This is a genomic window from Sphingopyxis sp. P1IMeth2 (assembly GCF_900185685.1).
In the GTDB taxonomy this organism is placed as follows: domain Bacteria; phylum Pseudomonadota; class Alphaproteobacteria; order Sphingomonadales; family Sphingomonadaceae; genus Sphingopyxis; species Sphingopyxis terrae_A.
In genome coordinates, this window is sequence record NZ_FYAT01000001.1 from 709,436 (window position 1) to 731,477 (window position 22,042).

23 protein-coding genes and 1 tRNA gene are annotated in these 22,042 nt (G+C 66.9%); 13 read left to right on the top strand and 11 right to left on the bottom strand.

Annotated features, from left to right (window positions below; translation table 11 throughout):
* Positions 1-11 precede the first annotated feature (11 nt).
* The 4 genes from P1IM2_RS03290 to P1IM2_RS03305 all read left to right on the top strand — a co-directional run bounded on the left by P1IM2_RS03290 (position 12) and on the right by P1IM2_RS03305 (position 2,937).
* Positions 12-566, top strand: coding sequence for a hypothetical protein (locus tag P1IM2_RS03290; RefSeq protein WP_186401424.1), 555 nt, complete (start codon positions 12-14; stop codon positions 564-566).
* Positions 559-864: a sigma factor-like helix-turn-helix DNA-binding protein gene (locus P1IM2_RS03295; RefSeq protein WP_186401425.1), complete on the top strand. Its 306-nt coding sequence runs from the start codon at positions 559-561 to the stop codon at positions 862-864. The genes P1IM2_RS03290 and P1IM2_RS03295 overlap by 8 nt, the downstream gene beginning before the upstream one ends.
* A gap of 183 nt (positions 865-1,047) precedes the next feature.
* The gene (locus tag P1IM2_RS03300; RefSeq protein ID WP_186401678.1) at positions 1,048-1,272 is read left to right on the top strand and encodes a hypothetical protein; all 225 of its coding nucleotides are present in this window, start codon (positions 1,048-1,050) and stop codon (positions 1,270-1,272) included.
* 21 nt (positions 1,273-1,293) lie between these two features.
* Positions 1,294-2,937 (top strand): recombinase family protein, encoded by a 1,644-nt coding sequence (locus P1IM2_RS03305; protein ID WP_186401426.1) that lies wholly within the window; start codon positions 1,294-1,296, stop codon positions 2,935-2,937.
* Here P1IM2_RS03305 and P1IM2_RS03310 read toward each other — a convergent pair.
* Positions 2,908-2,984: transfer RNA gene (locus P1IM2_RS03310), tRNA-Arg, on the bottom strand. The genes P1IM2_RS03305 and P1IM2_RS03310 overlap by 30 nt on opposite strands.
* Before the next feature lie 118 nt (positions 2,985-3,102).
* On the opposite strand from P1IM2_RS03310, the gene P1IM2_RS03315 reads away from it, so the two are divergent.
* On the top strand, positions 3,103-4,167 hold the full coding sequence (locus P1IM2_RS03315) for a YeiH family protein (protein WP_186401427.1): 1,065 nt from the start codon (positions 3,103-3,105) through the stop codon (positions 4,165-4,167).
* A 31-nt stretch (positions 4,168-4,198) separates the two neighbouring features.
* Here P1IM2_RS03315 and P1IM2_RS03320 read toward each other — a convergent pair whose 3' ends face one another.
* Positions 4,199-4,999 (bottom strand): zinc-ribbon domain-containing protein, encoded by an 801-nt coding sequence (locus tag P1IM2_RS03320; RefSeq protein WP_062901337.1) that lies wholly within the window; start codon positions 4,997-4,999, stop codon positions 4,199-4,201.
* A gap of 205 nt (positions 5,000-5,204) precedes the next feature.
* Between P1IM2_RS03320 and ftsE the strand changes: the two genes are divergently transcribed.
* Genes ftsE through P1IM2_RS03340 form a run of 4 tightly spaced genes read left to right on the top strand, consistent with a single transcriptional unit; the run spans position 5,205 to position 8,106 of the window.
* Positions 5,205-5,933, top strand: coding sequence for a cell division ATP-binding protein FtsE (gene ftsE, locus P1IM2_RS03325; RefSeq protein WP_186401428.1), 729 nt, complete (start codon positions 5,205-5,207; stop codon positions 5,931-5,933).
* Between the two features lie 12 nt (positions 5,934-5,945).
* On the top strand, positions 5,946-6,851 hold the full coding sequence (locus P1IM2_RS03330) for an ABC transporter permease (RefSeq protein ID WP_186401429.1): 906 nt from the start codon (positions 5,946-5,948) through the stop codon (positions 6,849-6,851).
* Positions 6,848-7,378 carry a YdcF family protein gene (locus tag P1IM2_RS03335; protein WP_003042416.1) on the top strand — a complete coding sequence of 177 codons (531 nt, stop codon included), beginning with the start codon at positions 6,848-6,850 and terminating at the stop codon, positions 7,376-7,378. The genes P1IM2_RS03330 and P1IM2_RS03335 overlap by 4 nt, the downstream gene beginning before the upstream one ends.
* Entirely contained in the window at positions 7,375-8,106 is a 732-nt protein-coding gene (locus P1IM2_RS03340; RefSeq protein WP_186401430.1) for a 1-acyl-sn-glycerol-3-phosphate acyltransferase, read from the top strand. Before P1IM2_RS03335 ends, P1IM2_RS03340 begins: the two co-directional genes overlap by 4 nt.
* Before the next feature lie 37 nt (positions 8,107-8,143).
* Here P1IM2_RS03340 and P1IM2_RS03345 read toward each other — a convergent pair whose 3' ends face one another.
* Entirely contained in the window at positions 8,144-9,052 is a 909-nt protein-coding gene (locus tag P1IM2_RS03345; RefSeq protein ID WP_062901340.1) for a prephenate/arogenate dehydrogenase family protein, read from the bottom strand.
* A gap of 5 nt (positions 9,053-9,057) precedes the next feature.
* Positions 9,058-10,176, bottom strand: coding sequence for a histidinol-phosphate transaminase (gene hisC, locus P1IM2_RS03350; protein WP_186401431.1), 1,119 nt, complete (start codon positions 10,174-10,176; stop codon positions 9,058-9,060).
* Positions 10,177-10,255: 79 nt separating this feature from the next.
* On the opposite strand from hisC, the gene P1IM2_RS03355 reads away from it, so the two are divergent.
* Both P1IM2_RS03355 and metW read left to right on the top strand, forming a co-directional pair.
* Positions 10,256-11,377 (top strand): homoserine O-acetyltransferase, encoded by a 1,122-nt coding sequence (locus P1IM2_RS03355; protein WP_062901342.1) that lies wholly within the window; start codon positions 10,256-10,258, stop codon positions 11,375-11,377.
* 2 nt (positions 11,378-11,379) lie between these two features.
* Positions 11,380-11,967, top strand: a complete 588-nt coding sequence (metW, locus tag P1IM2_RS03360) for a methionine biosynthesis protein MetW (protein ID WP_186401432.1) — start codon at positions 11,380-11,382, stop codon at positions 11,965-11,967.
* A 39-nt stretch (positions 11,968-12,006) separates the two neighbouring features.
* Here the strand turns inward: metW and P1IM2_RS03365 are convergent, their stop codons facing one another.
* Entirely contained in the window at positions 12,007-12,519 is a 513-nt protein-coding gene (locus P1IM2_RS03365) for a DUF1993 family protein (RefSeq protein ID WP_186401433.1), read from the bottom strand.
* A 110-nt stretch (positions 12,520-12,629) separates the two neighbouring features.
* A complete protein-coding gene (locus P1IM2_RS03370) occupies positions 12,630-13,295 on the bottom strand; it encodes a TetR/AcrR family transcriptional regulator (protein ID WP_062901345.1) in 666 nt (221 codons plus the stop codon).
* 207 nt (positions 13,296-13,502) lie between these two features.
* Between P1IM2_RS03370 and P1IM2_RS03375 the strand changes: the two genes are divergently transcribed.
* Complete coding sequence (locus tag P1IM2_RS03375) at positions 13,503-15,845, top strand: TonB-dependent receptor (protein WP_186401434.1); 2,343 nt, start codon at positions 13,503-13,505, stop codon at positions 15,843-15,845.
* 87 nt (positions 15,846-15,932) lie between these two features.
* Here the strand turns inward: P1IM2_RS03375 and P1IM2_RS03380 are convergent, their stop codons facing one another.
* Genes P1IM2_RS03380 through hemC form a run of 5 tightly spaced genes read right to left on the bottom strand, consistent with a single transcriptional unit; the run spans position 15,933 to position 20,889 of the window.
* Entirely contained in the window at positions 15,933-17,051 is a 1,119-nt protein-coding gene (locus tag P1IM2_RS03380; protein WP_186401435.1) for a CaiB/BaiF CoA-transferase family protein, read from the bottom strand.
* A gap of 19 nt (positions 17,052-17,070) precedes the next feature.
* The gene (locus P1IM2_RS03385) at positions 17,071-18,273 is read right to left on the bottom strand and encodes an acyl-CoA dehydrogenase (protein ID WP_062901348.1); all 1,203 of its coding nucleotides are present in this window, start codon (positions 18,271-18,273) and stop codon (positions 17,071-17,073) included.
* A 45-nt stretch (positions 18,274-18,318) separates the two neighbouring features.
* A complete protein-coding gene (locus P1IM2_RS03390) occupies positions 18,319-19,230 on the bottom strand; it encodes a mitofilin family membrane protein (RefSeq protein WP_062901349.1) in 912 nt (303 codons plus the stop codon).
* A 1-nt stretch (position 19,231) separates the two neighbouring features.
* Positions 19,232-19,939, bottom strand: coding sequence for a uroporphyrinogen-III synthase (locus P1IM2_RS03395; protein ID WP_186401436.1), 708 nt, complete (start codon positions 19,937-19,939; stop codon positions 19,232-19,234).
* Entirely contained in the window at positions 19,936-20,889 is a 954-nt protein-coding gene (gene hemC / locus P1IM2_RS03400; protein WP_186401437.1) for a hydroxymethylbilane synthase, read from the bottom strand. Before hemC ends, P1IM2_RS03395 begins: the two co-directional genes overlap by 4 nt.
* A gap of 115 nt (positions 20,890-21,004) precedes the next feature.
* On the opposite strand from hemC, the gene tsaD reads away from it, so the two are divergent.
* The gene (gene tsaD / locus P1IM2_RS03405; RefSeq protein WP_186401438.1) at positions 21,005-22,039 is read left to right on the top strand and encodes a tRNA (adenosine(37)-N6)-threonylcarbamoyltransferase complex transferase subunit TsaD; all 1,035 of its coding nucleotides are present in this window, start codon (positions 21,005-21,007) and stop codon (positions 22,037-22,039) included.
* Positions 22,040-22,042 lie beyond the last annotated feature (3 nt).

The following is a 22,042-nucleotide window of genomic DNA, read 5'->3' on the forward strand; positions in this document are numbered from 1 at the left end:
ATGGAGGCGATATGATCCATGAAGCCACAAGCGCCCGATCTGAACGCGCCGGGAAGATGCTGCCTGCGCCGTCCTCTGCTCCACGCCCTTCTCAGAGCGAGCTAAATCTGACCCCCGTTCTCGAACGATCCCGCGCCCGGCGCGCCCTGAGCGATACTCGCTATCGAAACGCCGAGAGCTTCTTTCTGGCGATTGAGGAGCGGCTGTTCTCCGACGCGAGCGATCTTCTCTATCAAGCCGGGATTGTGGCGCAGTTGGCGCTAACCTCGCATCTTCTCGACGTCGGCTTCGATGACAGATGGTGCGCCCGACATATCGGCCTGCATATCGACAAGGCGCTGGCCTACGCCAACGCGACCGGCCTCGACTATCACTCCGCCGCGCTCCAACGGCTGGCCCCGGTGCTGTCGCCCTACAATGTTTGGCGCAATCCTGACCCCGACGGATCGCGGCCCCCGGTCCCCAAGTCGCTGCCGGACATTCCAGCCCTACTCCGGGAACTGCTCGATCATGTGCGAGGGGTGACGGGACACCCGCCCCCACGGCGGAGGAAAGCCCATGGCTGACGACAACCTCGCGGCCTGCTTCGCGCGCACAATCCGCGACCTGCTTGTTCCGCCGCCGGTCGTTCCCAATTTCGACGAAGCCCCCGATCCAGAGATAGCGCGGATCGAATGGGCGATCGCCCGCTTGCCGAAGCGAACACGCGAAGTCTTCCTGATGCACCGCTTCGACGATCTTCCTTATGACCGCATCGCCCACCGCCTCGGCATCAGCGTAAAGGCGGTCGAGCGGGAAATCGTCAGGGTGCTATGCGCTATCCGCGAGGCGCGAGAAGATCATGCCCGCGAGCAATCCAAATAGCCACCTACGAAGCGCGCGGATGCTGGTGATTCGCAGCGAGAGGCCCGACTGGCGCTCACAAGCGACCCCAGCGCCGGACTCCGATCTTTCCTGTTTATTCTTTTTCGTCGCCATTGATGTACGCGCGCCAACGAAACGCGGATTGTTGTTCCATTGCGCGCGTTACCGCGCGACGCTTGCAGCGTGGCCCGTCCCTCCCCCGAGCGAGCGCCCAGCGCGTCGGAGCAGCTTGAAGCGCTGCTCGGCAAGCGGTGGCCCTTTCCGGGCCGCCCTCCCAAGCATGACCTCTCGACTTGGCGCGTCACCGATGATTGGCCCGATCCCGTTCCGGTCACGTTGGCGGAAGTCGAAGTGTTCGAACGCTGGTTCGGCGACCTGTTCGACGAGTTCTTTTCTTCGCCCCTCTAAGCTGACCTTACGGAGACTGCCATGACCGCGCCGCAGACCATCACGGGGGGGCGCGCGGCCCTCTACCTTCGCGTCTCGACCGCGCGGCAAGCCGAGCATGATGTGTCGATTCCCGATCAGCGGCGACAGGGCGAAGGCTGGTGCGCGGCGCGCAGGTTCAAGGTCGTTGATACCTACGTCGAGTCCGGTGCCTCGGCGACCAATGATCGCCGCCCGGAGTTCCAGAGGCTGATCGAGGCCGGGACATCGAAACCGGCGCCATTCGACCTCGTGGTGGTCCACAGCTTCTCGCGCTTCTTCCGCGATCATTTCGAGCTGGAGTTCTATATCCGCAAGCTCGCCAAGAATGGCGTGAAGCTCGTCTCCATCACGCAGGAAATGGGCGACGATCCCATGCACGTCATGATGCGCCAGATTATGGCGCTGTTCGACGAGTATCAGTCGAAAGAGACAGCCAAGCATGTGCTGCGCGCGATGCGCGAGAATGCGCGGCAAGGCTTCTGGAATGGATCGCTGCCGCCGATCGGCTACCGCGTCGTCGCCGCCGAACAGCGAGGCGCAAAGGTCAAGAAGCGGTTGGAGATAGACCCCTTCCATGCCGAGACCGTGCGGACCATCTTCCGGCTCGCCTTGGAAGGCGACGGCGTATCGGGTTCGATGGGGGTCAAGGCCATCGCAGCGTGGCTCAACGAGCGGTCCATTCGCACCCGCGATGGCGGGCGCTGGGGCCTCGGCGCCGTCCACCAGATACTGACCCGCTCGACCTATACCGGGCGCCACGAGTTCAATCGCCGGGGCAAGGACAGGAAGCTCAAGCCGAAGTCAGAGGCGGTCGTGGTCGAGGTGCCGCCGATCATCGAGCAGGAGACGTTTGACGGGGTGCAGGCGCATTTGCAGGCCCGCAATCCCAAGAAGGTGCCGCCTCGCGTTGTCAGCGGCCCTACGCTGCTTACAGGGCTGATCCATTGCGCGAAGTGCGGCGGCGCGATGACCATCCGCACCGGCAAGGGCGGGCAGTATCGTTATTATGCCTGCTCGACCAAGGCGCGGCAGGGGCCGACCGCCTGCACCGGGATGAGCGTTCCAATGGAACGACTGGATGATCTGGTCGCAAAGCATCTGGAGGACAGGCTTCTCCAACCCGACCGTTTGGAAGTCATCCTGTCCGCCGTGCTGGATCGGCGGCAGGAACAGACGACGCGCAAGCGCGCCCATGTGGCCGATTTGAACAAGCGCGCCACCGAGACCGAACTCCGGCTAAAGCGTCTCTTCGACGCCATTGAGAACGGGATTGCCGACGTGAACGATCCTGACCTCAAAGAGCGCATCGCAACGCTCAAGGCCACGCGCGATCAGGCCAAGGCCGACGCCGAGCGCGTGACGGCCTCGCTTGGCGCTGCGGGTCAAAAGGCGGTCGCTCCCGACATGTTGGCGAAGTTCGCCAGCGCCGCGCGCCAGCGGATGCGAATCGAAGGAGGCGGCTATCGCCGCGATCATGTCCGCTCGCTGGCTCAGCGCGTCGAGGTCGATGTCGGAGAAGTTCGGATTCTCGGATCGAAAAGCAATTTGCTGCAAGCGCTGATCGCGGGAGCCACGGAAACAAAGCCGGGCGCGGTGCCCAGCTTTGTGCCGAAGTGGTGCACCCGACAGGATTCGAACCTGTGACCTCTGCCTTCGGAGGGCAGCGCTCTATCCAGCTGAGCTACGGGTGCCGGTAGAGCGCGGCCTCTAGCAAGAGCTTCGCCTGCCAGCAATGGTCTATCGACCGCGCGGCGCGGATATGCGAAGCGGCGTCGGGGCCGCGATGCGGCGGCCGGTGCGGGGACGGTGATGGCGGATACGAACCAGGGCTGGCCGATGGCCGCCGATCTTTATGGCGAGCTGCAGCTTGAAACGACGCCGGCGGCCGCGCGGCGCTGGCACGATTATTTCCCCGGCGCCTTTGCGACCGCGATCGCGGCGCTCGCCGCTGCGTGGCTCGCCGATCATTATGGCGCCCCGCTTGTTCTGATGGGGCTGCTGATCGGCCTCGCGATGAGTTTTCTGTCGCAGGACAAGCGCACCCACGCCGGGCTCGACCTGATGTCGCAGACCGCGCTGCGGATCGGCATCGTCCTCGTCGGCGCCCGGATTACCGCCGAACAGCTCGTCGAACTGGGGCCGCTGCCCTTTGCGCTGCTCGTCGTCATCATGCTCGCGGTCATCCTGATCACCGTCGCGAGCGCGCGGCTGTTCCGGCAGGACAGCCACGCCGCGCTGCTCGCGGGCGGCGCGACCGCAATCTGCGGCGCGTCGGCGGCGCTCGCGCTCTATTCGCTGATCGGCGACAAGCGCGTCGACCAGGCGCGCTTCACGCTGACGCTGGTCGGCATCACGGTCGCGAGCGCGCTGGCCATGTCGCTCTACCCCATTCTCGCCGCCGAAATCGGCCTGACCGACACGCAGGCCGGCTTTCTGATCGGCGCGTCGATCCACGACGTCGCGCAGGCGATCGGCGGCGGCTTTTCCTTCTCGCCGCAGGCGGGCGAGGTCGCGACGATCGTCAAGCTGACGCGTGTCGCACTGCTCGCCCCGATGCTGATGCTCGTCGCCATGTGGCTCGGCCGCGCCGGCGACGCGCCCGCCGGAAAGCGCAAGATCCCGCTGCGCCTGCCGTGGTTCATCACCGGCTTTCTGCTGATCGCCGCGATCAATTCGATCGTTGCAATTCCGAAGCCGGTGCAGGGCGCGGCGGCGACCGCGGCGCAGGCGCTGCTATTGCTCGCAATCGTCGCGACGGCGATGAAGGCGCGGCTCGCGCTGCTGCTCGATCAGGGGTGGCGCAGCTTCGCGCCGATCATCGTCGCGACACTGACCAGCTTTCTGCTGTCGCTTGCCGCCGCCGTCAGCCTGTGACGCCGTGACGTCACGCCGGCGCAGCTGAGGTTCAGCCTTTCGGGAGTGCCCAGCTGACGGTCAATTGCGTGGCGCGGCGCGGAATATCGAGCTTCGCTTCGCTGAAATTGACCTTTTCGTTGGGCGGCAGCATCCGCACCGGCGGCTTGATCGTCCAGCTATAGACGATCGTCCCCTGCGCATCGCGTAGTTCGGCGAGGATCGGCGGCACGCGCTGTTCGCGATCGGTCGGGTTGATGATGACCCCGCTCGCCGCGAAATAGATGGTGCCGTCGGGAAGTTCGCGGTGATCCTGATTGGGCGGAAGCTCGATCACCAGATCGGGCTCGTCGGTCATCCCCGGAATACCCAGACCCTGCGCCCAGCCCGGCAGGCCGAACCAGTAGAGCGCCCCGGTCGCGCCGATCATCAGCAGCGCGGCGGCAGCGGCGATCATCGTCCAGCGCTTGGCGGGATTGCGCCGGGCGCGGCGGAAGGGCAGCGGCGGCTCGGCCTCGCTGGCCGGAATGACGCGCGGCTCGGCCTCGGGCACCGCAAAGGCCTGCGGCGGCGGCGGCGGCGCGGACTCCTCGACCACAGGCGGCGCGGCCGGTTCGCGATCGACTGCGGGCCCTGCGGATACAGACGAGGGAGCGGAAGGCGCGGCCTCGGGCGCCGAAACCGGCTCCGGGGCGGGCGGCGCAGCGGGCACGGGCGCCGCCGCGGCCGCTGCAGCGGGTTCCTGGAACCAGCTATGGCGGCAACTGGCACAGCGCACCGTTCGGCCATTGGGTCCGATCGCTGTGTCGGGGACGACATAGCGCGTATGGCAGGACGGGCAGGACAGGATCATGGCGTCTCTCTAAACACGCTGATTCGCGGTGTTGCAAGCGCCGCGTGCGCCGGGCGTGCCGGCAGGGCATGGCGAGCGCCGGTCGAAAAGCCGACGCTTGGCGCTTGTCCTCGCGAAACAGCCGTGCGACAGGCAGCGACATGAGCGGCGGGGCTCCCCTTTTCGACCGGCACCAAGGCGCGTCGCGGCGCGCGATGGTGGCGTCATGATGGCGACCGCCCCCGGCCGGCCCGGCGGCGCAATGGTCGAATTCGACGGCGTCGGCCTGCGCTACGGGCCCGATGCCGAGACATTGTCCGACATCAGTTTCAACCTTCAGCCCGGCAGCTTCTATTTCCTGACCGGCGCGTCGGGCGCGGGCAAGACCTCGCTGCTCAAGATGCTTTATCTCGCGCAGCGGCCGAGCCGCGGCATCGTGCGCCTGTTCGGCGAGGATCTGGGGACGATGCCGCGCCAGCGCCTGCCCGGCTTTCGCCGCCGCATCGGCGTCGTCTTTCAGGACTTCCGGCTGATCCCGCATTTGAGCGCGCGCGACAATATCGCGCTGCCGCTGCGCATCGCCGGGGTCAGCGAGGAGGATCTGTCGGGCCCGGTGGGCGAGATGCTGAGCTGGATCGGGCTGAGCGAACGCGCGCACGCCTTTCCACCGACGCTGTCGGGCGGCGAGCAACAGCGGGTGGCGATCGCGCGCGCGGTGATCGCCCGCCCGCAACTGCTCGTCGCCGACGAACCGACGGGTAACGTCGATCCCGAGATGGCGATGCGTCTGCTGGGCTTGTTCGAGGCGCTCAACCGCCTCGGCACCACGGTCGTCGTCGCGACCCACGACATCCATCTGATCAGCCGCATCGACAATGCCCAGATGATGCGGCTCGAAAAGGGGCGGCTGTCCGATCCCACTGGCGCGCTGCGCTATCCGCCGAACCGCGCCTAGGATGGAAGGCCGATGATCTTCGCGCGCGTTCCCGTCCAGCATCGCCGCCTGCTTCCCGATCGCCGCCTGTCGGGCCCGACACCGTGGGTCATCGCGATCCTGATGATGCTCACCCTGCTGGCCGCCGCGGGCGGCGTCGGCCTTGCGCGATCGGCGGATGCGATCGGCGAGGCAATTGCGGGGCGCGTCACGGTGCAGATCATTACCGCCAATCCCGTGCTGCGCGCGCAGCAGGCGGCGGCACTGCGCCGCGCGGCTGCTGCACAACCCTTCGTGCGATCGGCGCGCGCGGTCGATCCGGCCGAGCTGCAGGCGACGCTCGGCCAATGGTTCGGCACCGCCGACGGCGACGATCCGGTGCTGCGCTCGCTGCCGATGCCGGCGCTCGTCGATGTCGATTTCGTCGGCGAGGATCGGTCGGGTCATATGGGCCAGCTGCGCGCGCTCGTCGCCCGCGAGGCCCCCGGCGCGCGCGTCATCCCGCATGCGGATTGGCTCGGCCCCGTCGCGCGGTTGATCCGTTCACTCGCCTGGATCGCGGGTGGTCTCGTTATCCTGATGACGCTCGCCAGCGCCGCGGTGGTCATCATGACGGCACGTGCCGCGCTGGGCACCCATTATGCGACGATCGAGATGCTGCACCTGATCGGCGCCACCGACCAGCAGATCGCCCGCCTGTTTCAGCGCCGCATCACAATCGATACGGCTCATGGTGTCGCGCTCGGTACCGCGGTGGCCGCCGCCATCCTGCTGCTGATCGGCTGGCAATGGTCGCGCGTGACATCGGGACTTGCCGCGACCGCGTCGCTTGGCCCGATCGGCTGGGCGCTCTTGCTGGCGCTGCCGCTATTGGCTATCGCGCTCGCGGCACTGACGGCGCGGCAGACCCTGCTCGCCGCGCTCAAGAAGATATTATGATCAAACGGCTGATCTCTCTCCTGTTCCTGGCCTGGGTGCTGGGCTTCGCGTGGTTCGCGCTGCTCTTGCCGCTGCCCGCGGGCGACCAGACGACCGACGCGATCGTCGTGCTGACCGGCGGCCCCGGCCGGATCGACCGCGGGCTGGAACTGCTCGAGGCGGGACGCGCCAAGCGGCTCCTGATCAGCGGCGTCGCGCGCGAAGTGAAGCCGAAGGAACTCGCCGCCGAATATAAACGGCCGCAAAAGCTGTTCGATTGCTGTGTCGCGCTGGGTTTTGAGGCCGAGGATACACGCTCGAACGCGACCGAGGTCGCAAGCTGGGTTGCGCGGCGCAACTACAAGAGCATCCGGCTCGTCACCACCGACTGGCACATGCGCCGCGCCGAATATGAACTCGGCCGCGCGATGGACAAGAAGGTGACGATCCTTCCCGATGCGGTGCGCAGCCAGCCGAGCTTTTCGACGCTGTTTCGCGAATATCACAAATATCTGGCCGGTCTGGCGGGCGGCCTGCTCGGACTGTGAGCTATCCGATCGCCCTCGTGCGTTCGATCCTGTTTTGGATCGCCTTCGTCCTGATGAGCAGCATCTGCTCGATCGGCGCGATCGTCACGCTGCCGATCTCGCACCATGCGACGCGGGGGTTCGTGCGCGCTTGGGCGAAGTTCCACCGGCTGATCTGCCGCTTCATCCTGGGGCACCGCGTGATCGTCGAGGGCGAGATGCCCGACATCCCCGTCCTCTATGTCTTCAAGCATGAGGGCGCGTTCGAGACGATCGAACAGCCGATGCTGTTCAAATGGCCCGCGGTCTTCGCCAAGGAGGAATTATTCTCGATTCCCGTGTGGGGGCAGGCGGCGCGCTTTTACGGGCTGATTCCGGTCGACCGCGACGGCGGCAGCAAGGCGATGCGCGCGATGCTGCACGCGGCCAAGGCGGCGCTTGCAATCGGTCGCCCTCTGGTGCTGTTCGCCGAAGGCACGCGCGTGCCGCACGGCAAGGCGCCCCCGCTGCGGTCGGGCTTTGCGGGCGTCTATCGCATGCTGGGCGTCCCCGTGATCCCGGTCGCCGTCAACAGCGGCATCGCCTATCCGCCGCACCGCTGGGTAAAATGGCCGGGAAGCATCACCTATCGCATCGGCGACACCATCCCCGCCGGCCTGCCGCGCGAGGAAGCCGAAGAACGCGTCTGGCGCGCGATCAACGCGCTCAACCCGCCCGAAGCACTGCTGGAAAAGCCGGCCGAGCAATAGCAAAACGGTCGTCGCCCCGCCTTCGCGAGCGCGACGGTCAGTGTTTGCGCCCAAAATCGGGGGCCGCATCGTCCTGACCCTGCTCGATGATCGAACGGCGGATCGCCCGCGTCCGCGTGAACCAGTCTTCGAGCCGGTCGCCGTCGCCGCGGCGGATCGCCTGCTGGAGCGCCGTCAGATCCTCGTTGAAGCGCTGCAGCGTCGCGAGCACCGCGTCGCGGTTGGCAAGGAACACGTCGCGCCACATCACCGGGTCGCTCGCCGCGATGCGCGTGAAATCGCGAAAACCGCCCGCCGAATATTTGATGACCTCGCTCTCGGTCACTTCCTCGAGCTCGCTGGCGGTGCCGACGATCGTATAAGCGATCAGGTGCGGCAGATGGCTTGTCACCGCCAGCACCATGTCGTGATGCGCCGCGTCCATCGTCTCGACCTTCGCGCCGAGCGCCTGCCACAGCCCCGTCACCGCGGCGACCGCATCGGCGGGCGCGTCCGGCGCCGGGGTGACGATGCACCAGCGTCGGTCGAACAGCGTCGCAAAGCCCGCGGCCGGGCCGCTGTTCTCGGTCCCCGCGACCGGGTGGGCGGGCACCACGACATGATCGGGCAGAGCGGCGCGCAGCGCGGCGCCGACCCCCGCCTTCGACGACCCGACGTCCGAAATGATCGCATGCGCAGACAGGCCCGGCGCGATCGCCGCGGCAGCGGCGGCCATGCGCCCGACGGGTACCGCCAGAATCACCAGATCGGCGCCCTCTACCGCCACCGCCGCATCGTCGCTCACCGCGTCGCAGAAGCCGAGTGCGCGCGCCTCGGCGCGGACATCGGGATCGGCATCATGGCCGGTCACCGCCACATCGGGAAGCTTCGCCTTGATCGCGCGCGCCACCGACGAGCCGATCAGGCCCAGCCCAACGATCGCCACCCGCCCGATCGCGTGCGCCATGCCAGTCAGCCTGCGGCGATCGCGGCGCGGATCGCCGCCGCGAGCCCGCGCGTCTCGTCTTCGGTGCCGATCGTCATGCGCAGCGCCTGCGGGATGCCCTGTCCGGGCAGCCAGCGGACGATATAGCCCGCCTCCATCAGCCGGTTGTAGACCGTCTCGGCACTGATCGCGCCTTCGAACAGCACGAGCAGGAAATTGGTCGCCGACGGGATGATACGCAGCCCGTGGTTACCCAGGCTTTCGATCTCGCCCGCCAGCCAGGCACGCCATTTCGCATTATGCACGCGGCTGCGCGCGACGAAATCATCATCGGCCAGCGCCGCGACCGCTGCCGCCTGTCCGGGGCGCGTGACGTTGAAGGGCAGGCGGATACGGTGCAGCGCCGAGATCACTTCGGCGCTCGCATAGCCCCAGCCGATCCGCTCGGCCGCCAGCCCGTGGATCTTCGAAAAGGTACGCGTGACGAACACATTGGGCGCGCTTTTCGCCAGTTCGAGGCCGCCATCATCCTGATCGGCATCCAGATATTCGGCATAGGCCTGGTCGATCACGAACAGCACGTCGCCGGGCAGGCCTGCGTGGATGCGCGCAACCTCTTCCTTCGTTGCGAGCGTTCCGGTCGGATTGTTCGGATTGGCGAGATAGACGACGCGGGTCTTGTCGGTCACCGCGGCGAGCAGCGCATCGACATCGGTCGCATAGTCGCGGTCCTCGGCTTCCACCGGTACCGCGCCGACCCGCCGGGCCGCGATTTCATAGACTGCAAAGCCATAACGGACATACAGGATTTCGTCGCCTTCGCCGGCGTAGACGCCCGCCGCGAGGTGAAGCAGTTCGTCCGACCCGTTGCCGCAGATAACGCGCGCCGGATCGAGCCCGAACTTCGCCGCGATCGCCGCGCGCAGCACGTCGGCGCCCGGATCGGGATAGCGCGAGAGCGCGTCGGCGGCCGCCTGCGACGCCCGGAAGGCTTCGCGCGCCTTGTCGCCGGTGCCGAGCGGATTTTCGTTCGCCGAAAGCTTGATCAGCGGCCGGCCGTCGGCGCCCGCCGACTTGCCGGGCACATAGGGAGCGATGCCGCTGATCCACGGCTTGGGGGCGAGGGTTTTGCTGTCACCGGTCATGCGGCGCCGTTTAGCGGCTGTGCGCGCCGAGTCCAGTACGTTGACAGCCTTGGCGCACCGGCCTAGCGCCCCGGAAAGCATGGCGAGCCTCCTCCATCAGATCCGGCACCAGAGCGTGACGATCGACCGGCCCCTGCCGCTCGACAGCGGTCAGGCGTTGCCGTCGGTGACGATCGCCTATCAAAGCTATGGCACGCTCGATGCCGACCGGTCGAACGCGGTGCTCGTCTGCCACGCACTGACCGGCGACCAATATGTCGCGAGTGACCACCCGGCGACGGGCAAGCCGGGCTGGTGGGCGCGCATGGTCGGTCCCGGCAAGCCCGTCGATACCGACCGCTATTTCGTCCTCTGCGCCAACGTCCTCGGCAGCTGCATGGGGACGAGCGGTCCGGCGACGCCCGATGCGGCCACCGGCGCACCACTCGGCATGGCTTTTCCTGTCATCACTATCGCCGACATGGTGCGCGCGCAGGCTATGCTGCTCGACCATCTAGGGATTGCGCGGCTGCATGCCGTCATCGGCGGATCGATGGGCGGAATGCAGACGCTCGGCTGGGCTGCGGCCTATCCCGAACGGCTGGCGTCGGCGGTCGTTATCGCAAGCGCCGCGCGCCATTCGGCGCAGAATATCGCCTTTCACGAGGTGGGGCGGCAGGCGATCATGGCCGATCCCGACTGGCAGGACGGCCAATATTACGGCAGCGACCGCGCCCCGACCAAAGGGCTGTCGGTCGCGCGCATGGCGGCGCACATCACCTATTTGTCCGAAGCCGGGCTGACCGAAAAATTCGGCCGCCGGCTGCAGGCACGCGATGCCAAGAGCTTCGGCTTCGACGCCGATTTCCAGGTCGAATCCTATCTGCGCCATCAGGGGCTGGCCTTTACCGACCGCTTCGATGCCAATGCCTATCTCTACATCACGCGCGCGATGGACTATTTCGACCTTGCCGAACCGCATGACGGGCGCCTCGCAGGCGCATTTGCCAAGGCGCGCGACGTGCGCTTCACGCTCGTCAGCTTCGATACCGACTGGCTCTATCCGACCAGCGAATCGCGCCGCGTCGTCCAGGCGCTGCAAAGCGTCGGCGCGGCGGCAAGCTTCGTCGAACTGTCGGCACCGTTCGGCCACGACAGCTTCCTGCTCGACGTCCCGGCGCTCGACCGCCTCGTCGCCGGTGCGTTGCGGAACGGCGGCTGAGCATGGCGCTGCGTCCCGACCTTGCGATCATCGCCGGCGCGGTCCCCGCGGCCACCCGCGTCCTCGACGTCGGCTGCGGCGACGGCGAGCTGATCGCGGCGCTCCGCGACAAGGGCGTCGATGCCCGCGGACTCGAAATCGATGCCGCCAATGTCACCGCGGCGATCGCGCGCGGCCAATCGGTGGTCCAGGGCGACGCAAACCACGACCTTGCCGACTATCCCGACGATGCGTTCGACTATGCGATCCTGTCGCAGACACTGCAGACGACCGAGCGCCCCGACCGCGTCATTGCCGAGCTGCTGCGCATCGCCCCGCGCGCCTTCGTCAGCTTTCCCAATTTCGCGCATTGGCGCGTGCGGCTCGCGCTCTTGTGGAACGGGCGGATGCCGGTGACGCGCCTGCTGCCCGTCGCATGGTATGAAACGCCGAACATCCACCATGTCACCGTCGCCGATTTTCGCGACTTGGTGCGCGCGCGTGGGATCGGCGTCGAGGCGGCCTGGTATCTATCGGGCGACAAGCCGACCAGCGCCGCTGCCGCAACCTGGCGCGCTGAACATGCGATCTTCCTGATTTCGCGCGGCTGAGTCGCAAGGCGCGGCGTCAAGAAGTCCGGAACATTTGCTCTATTCCGCAGTCGATGCCTTGTGGCGCGCCATATGGGGTATGAAATCCATCTTTCCGATGAGCAAACCCGCATTGCGCAGCAAGGCATAGGCCATCGTGACATGAAAGTAGAAGTTCGGAAGGATCCAGTCGCGGATGTCTTCCTCCGCCGACATCAGGAAACGAACGCCATTGGGCAAGGTCAGATCGACGAGGGCACCGGCGTCAGCCCATTCGGCGGGGCCGGTTTGTTCGACCAGCGAGCGAATCGTAGAAATTCGCTGGCGCACCTCGGCGAGCGACTTGTAGGCCACCTCTTCGAGCGGTAGCGCCTGTCCGCCGACTTGATTGAGCGCCAACACCACCTGATTGAGCGCAACGCGGAACTGCAGTTCGAGCGGAAACATGTCATCAGTCAATTTGTCCGCGAGCACCTCATCCGTCATTCCGGCATCGATGGCTTTGCTGACGAGGTGATCGAGCGTGCCCAGCATATTGCCGAAGGTCATCCGGGCGGATTGCGCGTAAGTCATGACGATCCTTTATGGCGAACTGTGCCAGACGGTAGAACATCGGCGCGAGCCGTCAATCACAACGCTATGAAATATAACGTTTTCTGCGAAAATCGCCGTCGCCGTCCGCATCAATCCTTGTTCCTGAGCCCGTTCGCCAGCATGTCGTTGGCGATTCGGGCGACGTCGGCGATGTCGGCGCTTTCGTCCCACAGACCGTAGCGCATGCCCAGAAAGACGTTCATGCCGGCGATGGCCCAGGCATGGACCTCGCCCGCATCGGCGCGGATTTCGCCGCGCGCTGCGCCATTTTCCAGGCGCTGGCGCATGCGTTCGACCGTTGTTTCATAGTGGCGGCGATAGCTGGCATAATCGACGAATTCGGCCTCGTCGATGATGCGATAGATTTCCTTATGCTCGCGCACGAAGCGCAGGAAGGATTCAAGGCCGACGCGTTCGGCGGCGATTTCGTCGGGCGCCGCCTGCACCAGCGGGGTGACATGATCGCGGAGTTGCTCGCTCATATAGCGGACGAGCGCCTGGAAGATTTCCTCCTTCGAATCGAAATAGGTGTAGAAACTGCCCAGCGCGGTTCCGGCACGGCGCGTGATGCCGCTGATCGACGCGTCGTGAAACCCGCGCTCGCCGAATTCGATCGCCGCGGCGTCGAGCAGCTTGCGCAGCGTGCGCCGCCCGCGTTCGGTGCGCGGCGCCTTGTCGGGATTGCCCGGCGCCGCCGCATCGACGGGGCCTGCGCCCCCTTCGCCCGGCGGTGCCGATGATCGCGGCTGATCCATCTTGTGCCTTCCCTCTCCGCCCCGAATGTCCGGCGGCCCCCCTTGCGTGGCCTTTTTGCATCACCGGAGGGCAAAATATAGCCTTCACAACTTCCAAGTTGAACCTTGGTTCATGTTTCATTATTGGGTGCGGCGCGGCTTGGCAAGGACCGGCCCAAAAAAACGCAAAGGGTGACGAGGGGTCACCCGTCACATGGGAGACACATCATGCGTTCCTTCGCTCGCCCGCTGCGTCGTGCCGTTCTGGCCTCGACCGCGCTCTCGATGATCGCTTTCACCCCTGCTGCCTTCGCTCAGGACGAAGGCGCCAGCTCCGCCGACGACAGCGCCGAGATCATCGTCACCGCCCGCCGGCGCGACGAACGGCTGATCGACGTTCCCGTCGCGGTCACCGCCATTTCGGGCGAAGCGCTTGAAACCCGCGGCGCGATCGACATCACCGATGTCGCGAACATGACGCCGAACACCACGCTCGAGAATTCGCGTGGGACCAATTCGACGCTCACCGCCTTCATCCGCGGCGTCGGCCAGCAGGATCCGGTCCCCGGCTTCGAAGCGGGTATCGGCATCTACCTTGACGACGTCTATCTCAACCGCCCGCAAGCGGCGGTGCTCGACATCTACGACGTCGAGCGGATCGAGGTGCTGCGCGGTCCGCAGGGAACGCTCTATGGCCGCAACACCATCGGCGGCGCGGTCAAATATGTGACGCGCGCGCTCAACCCCGATTCGCCCGAGCTGCGCATCCGCGGCACCTATGGCAGCTATAATCAGGCCGATCTGGTCGTCACCGCCAGCGTGCCGATCAACGACATGCTGCGCGTCGGCGGGTCGGTTGCGCGCCTGTCGCGCGGCGGTTTCGGCGACAATCTCAACATCCCCGGCCTCGAAAACTACAACAAGGATGTGTGGGCCGGCCGCGGCACGCTGGAATTCGGCGGCAATGGCGCGCCGGTGCTTATCCGCATCTCGGGCGACTATACCCACGACAAATCATCGCCGCGCAACGGCCATCGCCTGATCCCGGGCCTCTTCTCAGGCGCGCCGGTGCTCGACAATGTCTACGACACCCGCGCCGGGCTCAACAATCCGAAACAGGACGTCCGGGCCTATGGCCTGGCGATGAATGTCACGGCAAATCTCACCGACACGCTGACGCTGCGTTCGATCAGTGCGTGGCGCAAGGACCGCAGCTTCACCCCGATCGACTTCGACTCGCTGCCGTCGGTCGACGTCGACGTGCCTGCGGTCTACCGCAACGAGCAAATCAGCCAGGAATTCCAGCTGCTCTATGAAGGCGACAAGCTGAAAGGTCTCCTGGGCTTCTATTATCTCGATGCGCAGGCCGCGACGTCGTTCGACGTGTTGCTCGGCCTGACGGGCGCCGCGCTGCCGCCAGCGTTCGGCGGGCCGCTGCCCGGCCTCAACGGCTATACTGCGGGCGACGTGCGGACCAAGACCTGGTCGGTGTTCGGCGATTTCACCTATGACTTCACCGATCAGCTCAGCTTGTCGGTCGGCGGTCGCTACACGAGCGACAATCGCAACGCCTTTGTCTACAAGGCGAACCGCATCACCGGCCTGTCGCCGGAGTTCGGTGGCACGCTGACCCCGATCGCCATCGCGGTGGCGACCAATTTCCGCGGCGAGCGCACCTTCAAGGAATTCACCCCGCGCGCCTCACTGAGCTTCAAGCCCAATGCGGACAATATGGTCTATGCCTCCTATTCGAAGGGCTTCAAGGGCGGTGGTTTCGATCCGCGCGGTTCGGGCACCTCGGCACCGATCAGCAATCCGTCGGCAGGCCGCACCTATGACGATATCTACAACTTCCTCGCCTTCGACCCCGAAAAGGTCGACAGCTATGAAATCGGCTACAAGGGATCGCTGCTCGATCGCCGCCTGACGCTGAGCCTCGCCGGTTTCTACATGGACTATAAGGATGTGCAGATTCCGGGGTCGGTCGGCTGCCTCGTCGGCGGGGTGCAGAGCTTCTGCGGTATCACCACCAACGCCGCCAAGGCGCGCCTCCAGGGGGTCGAGGCCGAAACCAATGCAGTGCTCGCGCGCGATTTTGCCGGCGCCGGTTCGGCCATCCGCTTCAACGGATCGCTCGGCTATATCGACGCCAAGTACAAGCGCTTCATCGGCCCTACCGGCACCGATGTCTCGAATATCCGGACCTTCCAGAACACGCCGAAATGGACGGTGTCGGGCACGCTCGCCGCGGGCATTCCGGCGATGGGCGGCAATATCGACGCATCGACGACGCTGTCCTATCGCAGCCTGACGCACCAGTTCGAAGTGCCGATCCCCGCGCTCGACCAGCCGGGCTACACGCTGTGGGATGCCAGCCTCGTCTGGACCGCCGACAGCGGCAATTATTCGATCGGCCTCCACGGCAAAAATCTGGCCGACAAGCGCTATATCACGTCGGGCTACAATTATCAGAATGCGGCGGGCGCCTCGACGCTCGGCCTCGAAGGCATTTTGACCGCCTTCTACGGCAACCCGCGTCAGGTCTTCGTCACCGGCACGGTCAAATTCTGACCTGCCGACGAACAGCCAAAAAAAACGGAAAGGGGCGCCCGCTGCGGCGCCCCTTTTCTTTGGGTCGCTGCGTCGCGGCTCGGCGGATCAGGGCAGCGGCGGCGCACCGGCGGCGGCAACCATGCGTTCGCCATCGATCACGATCGGACTCGCCACGCCGTCGATAAAGGCGCCGTCGGGCCGGATGCGCATGCCGCGCGCAATGACCTGCGGATCGGCGAACACCGCCGCCAGATCGTTGATCGGCCCCGCCGGAACGCCCTCGGCTTCGAGCGCGAGCGACAGCGGCTGCGCGTCCCAGGTCGCGATCCTTGCGGCGAGCAGCGGAATGAGCGCGGCGCGATTGGCGAGCCGCGCCGCATTGGTCACGAAGCGGGGATCTTCTGCCCATTCGGGCGCGCCCAAAATCGCGCACAGCTTGCGATACTGGCTGTCATTGCCCACCGCGATGACGAGCTGGCCGTCAGCGGTCGCAAACAGCTGATAGGGCACGACATTGACATGCGCATTGCCCATCCGCTTGGGCGCGACGCCGCTCGCCAGATAATTGGCGGCCTGATTGGCGAGCACCGCGACCTGGCTGTCGAGCAGCGCCATATCGACATGCGCGCCAGCCCCGGTGGCGTCACGACGCCGCAGCGCCGCCAATATGCCGACGGTCGCATACATGCCGGTGAAGATGTCGGCATAGGCGATCCCCGCCTTTTGCGGCGGCCCGTCGGGTTCACCGGTCAGCGACATGAAGCCGCTCATCGCCTGGACGATGAAATCATAACCGGCGCGGTGCGCATAAGGGCCTGTCTGGCCGAAGCCGGTGATCGAACAGACGATCAGACGCGGGAAATCGGCGCGCAGCGTCGCAGGGTCGAGCCCATATTTGACGAGTCCGCCAACCTTGTAATTTTCGATGACGACATCGGCTTCGGCGATCAGTGCGCGCACCGCCGCCTGCCCCTCGGCGGTCGCGATGTCGACAGCGACGCTGCGCTTGCCGCGATTGCAGCTGTGATAATAAGCGGCGCCCAGATTTTCGCCCGCCGCGCCGGTGACGAAGGGCGGCCCCCATTGGCGCGTATCGTCGCCAGCGCCGGGGCGCTCGACCTTCACCACCTCGGCGCCAAGGTCAGCGAGCAGCTGCCCGCTCCACGGCCCCGCGAGGACGCGCGCCAGTTCGACGACGCGCAGTCCCGCGAGGGGCTTGGCCACCGGCGCTGGCGACGATGCCTCAGGCAAAGGCGCTGATGCCGGTGATCGCGCGGCCGAGGATCAGCGCATGGACGTCATGCGTGCCTTCATAGGTGTTGACGGTTTCCAGATTCACCGCGTGGCGGATCACATGATAGTCGGCCGAGATGCCGTTGCCGCCGTGCATGTCGCGCGCCACCCGTGCGATATCGAGCGCCTTGCCGCAATTGTTGCGCTTGAGGAAGCTGATCATGTCGGGCGCGAGATGCCCTTCGTCGATCAGCCGTCCGACGCGCAGCGCCGCCTGGGTGCCGAGCGCGATTTCGGTGAGCATATTGGCAAGCTTGAGCTGGACGATCTGGTTCGCCGCCAGCGGGCGCCCAAACTGCTTGCGCTCGAGCGTATAATTGCGCGCCGCCTCATAGCAGAATTCGGCCGCGCCCATCGCGCCCCAGCCGATGCCGTACCGCGCGCGGTTGAGGCAGCCGAACGGCCCCTTCAGCCCCGAGACATGCGGCAGCAGCGCGTCTTCGCCGACTTCGACCCCATCCATCACGATCTCGCCGGTGATCGACGCGCGCAAGCTGACCTTGCCCTCGATCTTCGGTGCCGAGAGGCCCTTCATGCCCTTTTCGAGGATGAAGCCGCGGATCGCGCCGTCGTGCGCGTCGGACTTCGCCCAGACGACGAAGACGTCGGCGATCGGCGAATTGGTGATCCACATCTTCGCGCCCTTGATCCGGTATCCGCCTGCGATCTTTTCGGCGCGCGTGCGCATCCCGGCGGGGTCGCTGCCTGCGTCGGGTTCAGTCAGGCCGAAGCAACCGACAAGCTCGCCCGAGGCGAGGCCGGGCAGGAAGCGCATCTTCTGCTCTTCGCTGCCATAGGCATTGATCGGGTGCATCACGAGCGAGCTTTGCACCGAACAGGCCGAACGATAGCCCGAATCGACGCGCTCGACTTCGCGCGCAATCAGGCCGTAGCTCACATAATTGAGCCCCGCGCCGCCATATTTGGGGTCGATCGTCGCGCCGAGCAGGCCGAGCGCACCCATTTCCGACATGATCTCGCGGTCGAAGCGCTCGTCGAGAAAGGCCGAAGTGACGCGGGGCAAAAGCTCGCCGGTCGCATAGGCGCGCGCCGCATCGCGGACCATCCGCTCCTCTTCCGAAAGCTGCGCGTCGAGCGCGAGAGGATCGAACGGGTCGAGCGCTTCGATGCGCTGCGGATCGGCGAGGGCCATGGGTCAGCTTTCTTCAAAAGCGCGGACCCGTCGATACAGGCCCGCTCAGGAGGTCGGATCGCCCGGCTTGCGGGCCATCGCGGCGGTCGGTCCGTCGCGCGGCTCCAATATCGCCGCGGTCTCGATCAGGTCAAGCGCGCGCCGCGCCTCATGATAGCGCCGCGCCGCGATCAACCAGTCCTTCGCTTCGGCGGCGCCGGGCATCGCCTGCACCTCCTCGATCGCCTTGTCGACCTGCCCGCCCGCCAGATAGCGGCGCGCGCGGTCGAGCCGTTCGGATGCACGCGGCGACTGGGTGCCCGCCGGACGGACGACGAACATTTCGCTGACCTCGCGGCGCAGGCCGGTCCAGAAGCTGCCGCCGCCGTCGCTGCGGCCGACGAGTTCGGGCGCCAGCGCGTCGAGTTCGGCGCGCAACTGCTCCAGCGTCACCGGATCGCGCGACGTGTCGATGATCGTCTTGACCGCATTGGGCTGGTCGTCGCCGAAGCGCAGGCGCAGCTGCGCCTCGAGATAGCCGAGCGGCAGCCCGCGATCGAGCGCGCGGCGCACCGCGAAGGCGACCAGCAGCCCTTCGGCGCGTGAGGCATTGCCCGACGCCGACGCTGCTTCGAGATTGAGGCGCGACAGCCGCTGTTCCAGCTCGGCCACGCGCGCCGACAGCGCGTTCGCGCCATCGACAGGCGCCACGACCAGCGCTGGCTGCCCGCTCTGCCCCGCATCGGGTGCCGCTCCAGCGGACGCCGCACCCGGCGCGGTGCCGGTCGCGGGGACATCGGCGACCTTGGCGACCGGCGGCACATCCTTGCCGGTCAGTAGTCGACTCATCGCCCAGCCGCCGCCGACGATCCCGACCACGAGCAGCGCGAGCGCCGCAACTATCAACGTCCGGAACGATAGCCCCCTGCTGCGGACGCCATCGTCCATACGCACGGGTTTGTCGTTTTCGATTGCCATATTATTCTTTCGCACGACCCTGTCTGGGGCTCTTGTGGCACAAAGCGCGGGCCTGTGCCACCATCGCCGCATCGTCGGGCCGGTCGGCAAGCGCGATCGCCTTCCAATCCCCCCCGGCCCTTGCTGCCACAGCGGGGCTTATCGCGACAAGCGTCAAATGCCCGCGCTGGCCCTCGGTCAGCGCTGCGATCCGGTCCGCACCGCGCCCCGAATGGGCGAGCAGCACCGCCGGCGCAGCGATCAGCGCCGCCCAGTCGGCGGGCGGCTCGACGGGATCGACCGCATAGCAGGGCAGCGGGGTCAACGCGGCATCGCGCGCCGCCAGCGCGCTATGATCGCGGCCGCAAAGCCACAGGATATGGCGATAATTTCTGGACGTCATGCCATCAAGAAGCTGTTGGCCGTCGCGCGTACCGACCTCCACGACGCGCAGGCCCGCCGCTTCCGCGGCTGCAGCGCTCGCGCCGCCCACGGCATGAACGGGGAGTGCGGCAAGCGCCTGCAAACCGGGTCCGGCCAGCCGCACCGCCTGCGCGCTCGTGACAAGCAATGCGTCGAAACCCGCGGGATCGGGCAGGGTCCAGTCGATCGCGCGCGCGGCGAACAGCGGCATGCTGCGCACATCGAGCCCCAGCGCCCGCGCCCGCGCCACCGTCGCCGCGCCGCCGGGGTCGGCGCGCGTCACGAGCAGCGGCAGCGATTCGGTCATGCCGCGAACAGGCGCCGCACCGATTCGGGCGCCTCGACCAGCAGACGCCGCGCTAGCGCTTCGGCCGCGGCCGGATCGGGCACCAGCGTCTCGCCGATCGCATGGTCCGCGCCATCTTCGGAATAGATTTCGGCGTCGAGGCGCAGCGTCCCGTCGGCCAGCCAGCGCGCATAGGCCGCGACCGGCGACCGACAATCGCCGCCGAGCGCCGCCAGAAACGCCCGTTCGGCCGCAACCGCGCGGTGGGTGGGTTCGTGATCGGCCGCGCGCAGCAGCGCCCGCGTGGCCGCATCGTCGGCGCGGCATTCGATACCGATCGCGCCCTGCGACGCGGCGGGCAGGAGTATCTCCGCCGGCTGCACCGTTCCGACCGCATGCATGCCAAGGCGTTCGAGTCCCGCCGCGGCGAGCAGGGTCGCATCGACCTCCCCCGCCGCCAGCTTGCCAAGCCGCGTCGCGACATTGCCGCGTAGCAGCGTCGTTTGGATGTCAGGACGCAGACGGCGGACCTGCGCGGCGCGGCGCGGGCTGCTCGTACCGAGCCGCGCGCCGTGCGGCAGGTCGGCGATCGCTGCCGCCGCGATCCCGTCGCGAACCACCAGCCGGTCGCGCGGATCGGCGCGCTCGAGCATGGCGCCGAGCGCGAAGCGCGGATCGCGCAGCGTCTCGACATCCTTCAGACTGTGCACGGCGATGTCGATCCGCCCGCCGTCGAGCGCCGCGTCGAGCTCGCGCGTCCACAGCGCCTTGCCGCCTACCTCGGCAAGAGCGCGGTCCTGGATCTTGTCGCCGGTAGCGGTCATCGGCACGATCTCGATCGCCTCGGGCGCGATGCCATAGGCGGCGATCAGCGCCGCGGCGGCCATATTGGCCTGCGCCATCGCCAACGGCGAGGCTCGCGTGCCGAGGCGGAGCGGGCGGTCGGGCGTGGGAAGCGGAATCGAAGCCATGCGCGCCTGCTAGGGCTTCGGCGCGCGAAAGAAAAGGTGGCGAACGGTCTCGCAGGGACTCGATTGTCCGCCGCTTGCCCCCGCCCCCCTGGCACGGGTAAGGGGGCGCAACATTATGTCTCTCATCCTTGGCCTCGAATCGAGCTGCGACGAAACCGCGGCAGCGCTCGTCACCGACGACCGGCGCATCCTCGCGCATCGGGTGGCGGGACAGGAGGCCGAGCACCAGCCCTACGGCGGCGTCGTTCCCGAAATCGCGGCGCGCGCGCATGTCGACCGCCTTGCCCCGATCGTCGAAGGCGTGCTCGCCGATGCCGGGGTGACACTCGCCGATGTCGATGCCATCGCCGCGACTGCCGGCCCCGGGCTGATCGGCGGCGTCATGGTCGGGCTGGTCACCGGCAAGGCGCTCGCCCATGCAGCGGGCAAGCCGCTGATCGCGGTCAACCATCTCGAAGGCCATGCGCTCAGCCCGCGGCTCGCCGACCCCGACCTTCGCTTTCCCTATCTGCTGCTGCTTGTCTCCGGCGGGCACTGCCAGCTTCTGCTCGTGCGCGGTGTCGACGATTATCGGCGGCTTGCCACCACGATCGACGACGCCGCGGGCGAGGCCTTCGACAAGACCGCAAAGCTGCTCGGGCTCGGCTATCCGGGCGGTCCGGCGGTCGAACGGCTTGCGGCGGACGGCGATCCGCATGCGGTGCCGCTCCCCCGCCCTCTGGTCGGTAGCGCCGAACCGCATTTCTCCTTCGCCGGTCTCAAGAGCGCGGTGGCGCGCGCGGTTGCTTCGGGCACGCACCGACCCGCAGACGTGGCCGCGTCGTTCCAGCAGGCGGTCGTCGACTGCCTGATCGATCGCAGCCGCATCGCACTCGCCGCCTGCCCCGAAGCCACCGCCTTCGTCGTCGCTGGCGGCGTCGCTGCCAATGGTGCGATCCGCGCCGCGCTCACCGGCCTTGCCGCCGCGTTCGACAAGTCCTTCGTCGCGCCGCCGCTGTGGCTCTGCACCGACAATGGCGCGATGATCGCCTGGGCGGGCGCCGAGCGCTTCGCCGCGGGGCTCAGCGATCCACTCGACACTGCGGCGCGGCCGCGCTGGCCGCTCGATCCCGCAGCCGAAGCGGTTCGCGGCGCCGGAGTAAAGGGATGACGC